The organism is Streptomyces sp. NPDC050422 (assembly GCF_044458665.1).
In the GTDB taxonomy this organism is placed as follows: domain Bacteria; phylum Actinomycetota; class Actinomycetes; order Streptomycetales; family Streptomycetaceae; genus Streptomyces.
This window is the reverse complement of record NZ_JBITIE010000046.1, coordinates 20,464-23,053: the sequence shown is the minus strand read 5'-3', so window position 1 is coordinate 23,053 and position 2,590 is coordinate 20,464. Positions and strand designations below refer to the sequence as shown.

The window sequence follows — 2,590 nt, the reverse complement described above, 5'->3', positions numbered from 1 at the left end:
CGCTGAACGCCTTCCAGATCGCCTTCGAAGGCCGGCTCACCCCGGCCACCAACTGAACCCACAGGAAAAGGATCAGCCGTTTACTGGACACACCCAACTGCTCAATTCTGGTGAGCGAATTGAGCAGGCCTTCATCGGAAATGACGTGGCGGAGCCAGTCGATGTCGGTGGGTCTCAACTGTTCAAGAGCCGGAGAGGGAAGGCTCTGGAGCAGTGGCGTGGCGTGTTCTGCAAGCCAGTCGCCCTGGCCGAGGTCCCTCGCCAGCCGCATCAGGGCTATCGCGGACTGTGGCGGCTGCTCGGCGGGGGACAGCTGGAGGAGCAGGCCAAGGCCTTCGTCTACGATCTCGCGGCTTGCCCACCACCAGTGATCGTCACGCCAGACCCGCTGACCATCGACTTTCAGGATGGCGCGAGAGGACGTGTGGTGGTCGGCCAATCTGTCCGGCTCTGGTTGCTACGGAGGTTCGTTGACAACAACGCCAACGCCCCGGAACAACACTCCTGCTCCCCGGCGGGTAGTGGGGCACCTCCACCTATCGTGGCGTCTCGCCTGCCCGCCAGGTATGGAACGGGTTCATAGGACTGAGCGAAGGCAGCAGTCTGCTCCGCCCTTGCTCTTCAGGGCAGCGCCTGGGAGTCAGCGAATGCCAGTGAGTCGCTTCTTCAGGCGGCAGGCCGTGCACCTGAGTCAGGCCTGCTGGGTCCAGGCAGCGACCAGGTCGAGCAGACCGGGGAAGCGTGCGTTGAGGTCTTCGACGCGTACGTGGCTTCGGCGCTCCAGGCCGTACTGGCGTTGGCGGGTGACCCCCGCCTCGCGCAGCGCTTTGAAGTGGTGCGTGAGAGAGGACTTGGGGCGGTCGAAGCCGAACCAGCTGCAGGTGTGATCGAAGTCTTCCGACTCCAGGAGGAGCTTGCGGACAATGGTCAGCCTCAAGGGGTCGCTGAGTGCCCCGAGAACGGTCTCGAGGCGCAGGTCCGCAGCCGCTGGTTCTGCGAGCGGTCTGGGCAGGCCGGGCGGCTCGGGGAGCACCTTGAAGGAAGGTGCGGCGGCCGTGGGCGCGGGCATAGGCAGCTCCTCATAACGCGGTTCCTATGTACGAGTTGAATCGTACTGCATGCTAAGTTCGACTCTACTCGTACTGGCAAGGGTCAGTAGGCAGCGATCGAGAGGAACCGTCATGCCCGAGATCCGGACTCCTTCCGCCCAGACCCAGGACGGGAGGCAGCGAACCGCCACCGTGCAAGGCAACGGCCGACCCCTGGCGCCCCTGTGGTGGGTGTGGCTGGCCGCCTGGCCGGTCACCGCGATTTTCGTGCTCTCGAACGCGGCGACACCGCTGTACGTGCTCTGGCAGCGCGACATCGGCTTCTCCAAGGGCACCCTGACTGTGGTGTTCGCCTTCTACATCGTCGGCCTCATCGGCTCCCTTCTCGTCTCCGGCGTGGTCTCCGACCGGGTGGGCCGCAAGCCTGTGCTGCTACCCGCGCTGGGGCTCGCTCTGGCTGCCTGCCTGATTTTCGCTACCGCCACCAGCGTGATCGCGCTGATCGTGGCACGGCTGTTCACCGGGATCGCGGTCGGTGCCGTCGTCTCTGCCGGAATGGCTGCGGTGAGCGACGTCGCCGGCCCCGAGCGCAAGCGGGTCGCCGCCCTGCTCGCCTCCTGCGCGATGGTCTTCGGTGCCGGGCTCGGACCGCTGATCGCCGGCGTGCTCTCCGAAACGGCACCCGGGCCGACCGTCACCGTCTTTGCTGTCGAAGCGGTACTCCTGGTCACCGCGGTACTCGCCGTGCTGCGCATGCCGGTGCACCGCCCCGACGTGCGCACCAAGGGCGCCTGGGTGCGGGTGCCCGGCGTGCCTCGCGGTAACGGCCGCCAACTCGCTTTGGGTATTGCGGTGTTCGCCCCCGGTATCACCGCCACGTCCTTCGTGCTCTCGCTGGGCCCCTCGCTGCTGTCCGGGCTCCTCGGCACCACCAGCCGGATCGTTGCTGGTGCCATGGCATTCGCGATGTTCCTTGCCGCCACCGGGGTGCAGTTCGCCGTACAGCGGCTGCGCCGCCGCACCATCCTCACGGCGGGCGCGGTCAGCACCGCGCTGAGCATGATCACGCTGATCGTGGCCGTGCAGACCTCGACAGGGGCGGCCCTTGTCATCTCGGCGCTGCTCGCCGGGGCAGGCCAGGGCATGGGCCAGCTCGGCGGCCTGTCGCTGCTCAACTCCACAGTCCCGCCGCAGCGCCTCGCCGAAGCCAATGCCGCGCTCAACGTGGGCGGTTACATCCCGGCCGGCATCCTGCCCGTCTCCGCCGGCTACCTCAGCGACGCGGTGGGCCTGACCAACGGCGCTACGGTCTTCGGTGCCGTCCTGCTGAGTCTCGCAGTCATCGGCGGGCTGGTGGTCCGTGCCACCCGGCTCCAGGTGACGGACCCGGCCTGACAAGCGGTGAGTGCCACCGCGTGGGGGGGGGGGGGGGGGGGGGGGGGGCGGGGGGGGGGGCGGCCCCCCCCCCCCCCCCCCCCCCCCCCCCACGACGCGGGCCTCGGGTCAGCGGCGGCCGGCGTGGTCGCGCTCGAAGGCGGCGA

3 protein-coding genes are annotated in these 2,590 nt (G+C 68.4%); 1 reads left to right on the top strand and 2 read right to left on the bottom strand.

What is annotated here, in order from left to right; genetic code table 11:
• The coding region (locus tag ACIBJG_RS38335) for a hypothetical protein (protein ID WP_399314908.1) at nt 1-439 on the bottom strand (439 nt) is incomplete at its 3' end.
• A gap of 252 nt (nt 440-691) precedes the next feature.
• Entirely contained in the window at nt 692-1,069 is a 378-nt protein-coding gene (locus tag ACIBJG_RS38330; RefSeq protein ID WP_399314906.1) for an ArsR/SmtB family transcription factor, read from the bottom strand.
• Between the two features lie 112 nt (nt 1,070-1,181).
• Between ACIBJG_RS38330 and ACIBJG_RS38325 the strand changes: the two genes are divergently transcribed.
• Nucleotides 1,182-2,444, top strand: coding sequence for an MFS transporter (locus tag ACIBJG_RS38325; protein ID WP_399314904.1), 1,263 nt, complete (start codon nt 1,182-1,184; stop codon nt 2,442-2,444).
• Nucleotides 2,445-2,590 lie beyond the last annotated feature (146 nt).

What these genes read in the sequence shown, in the direction of transcription:
- ACIBJG_RS38325 (WP_399314904.1), top strand. Translation starts at nt 1,182, where the DNA reads ATGCCCGAGATCCGGACTCCTTCCGCCCAGACCCAGGACGGGAGGCAG.
- ACIBJG_RS38330 (WP_399314906.1), bottom strand. Translation starts at nt 1,069, where the DNA reads ATGCCCGCGCCCACGGCCGCCGCACCTTCCTTCAAGGTGCTCCCCGAG.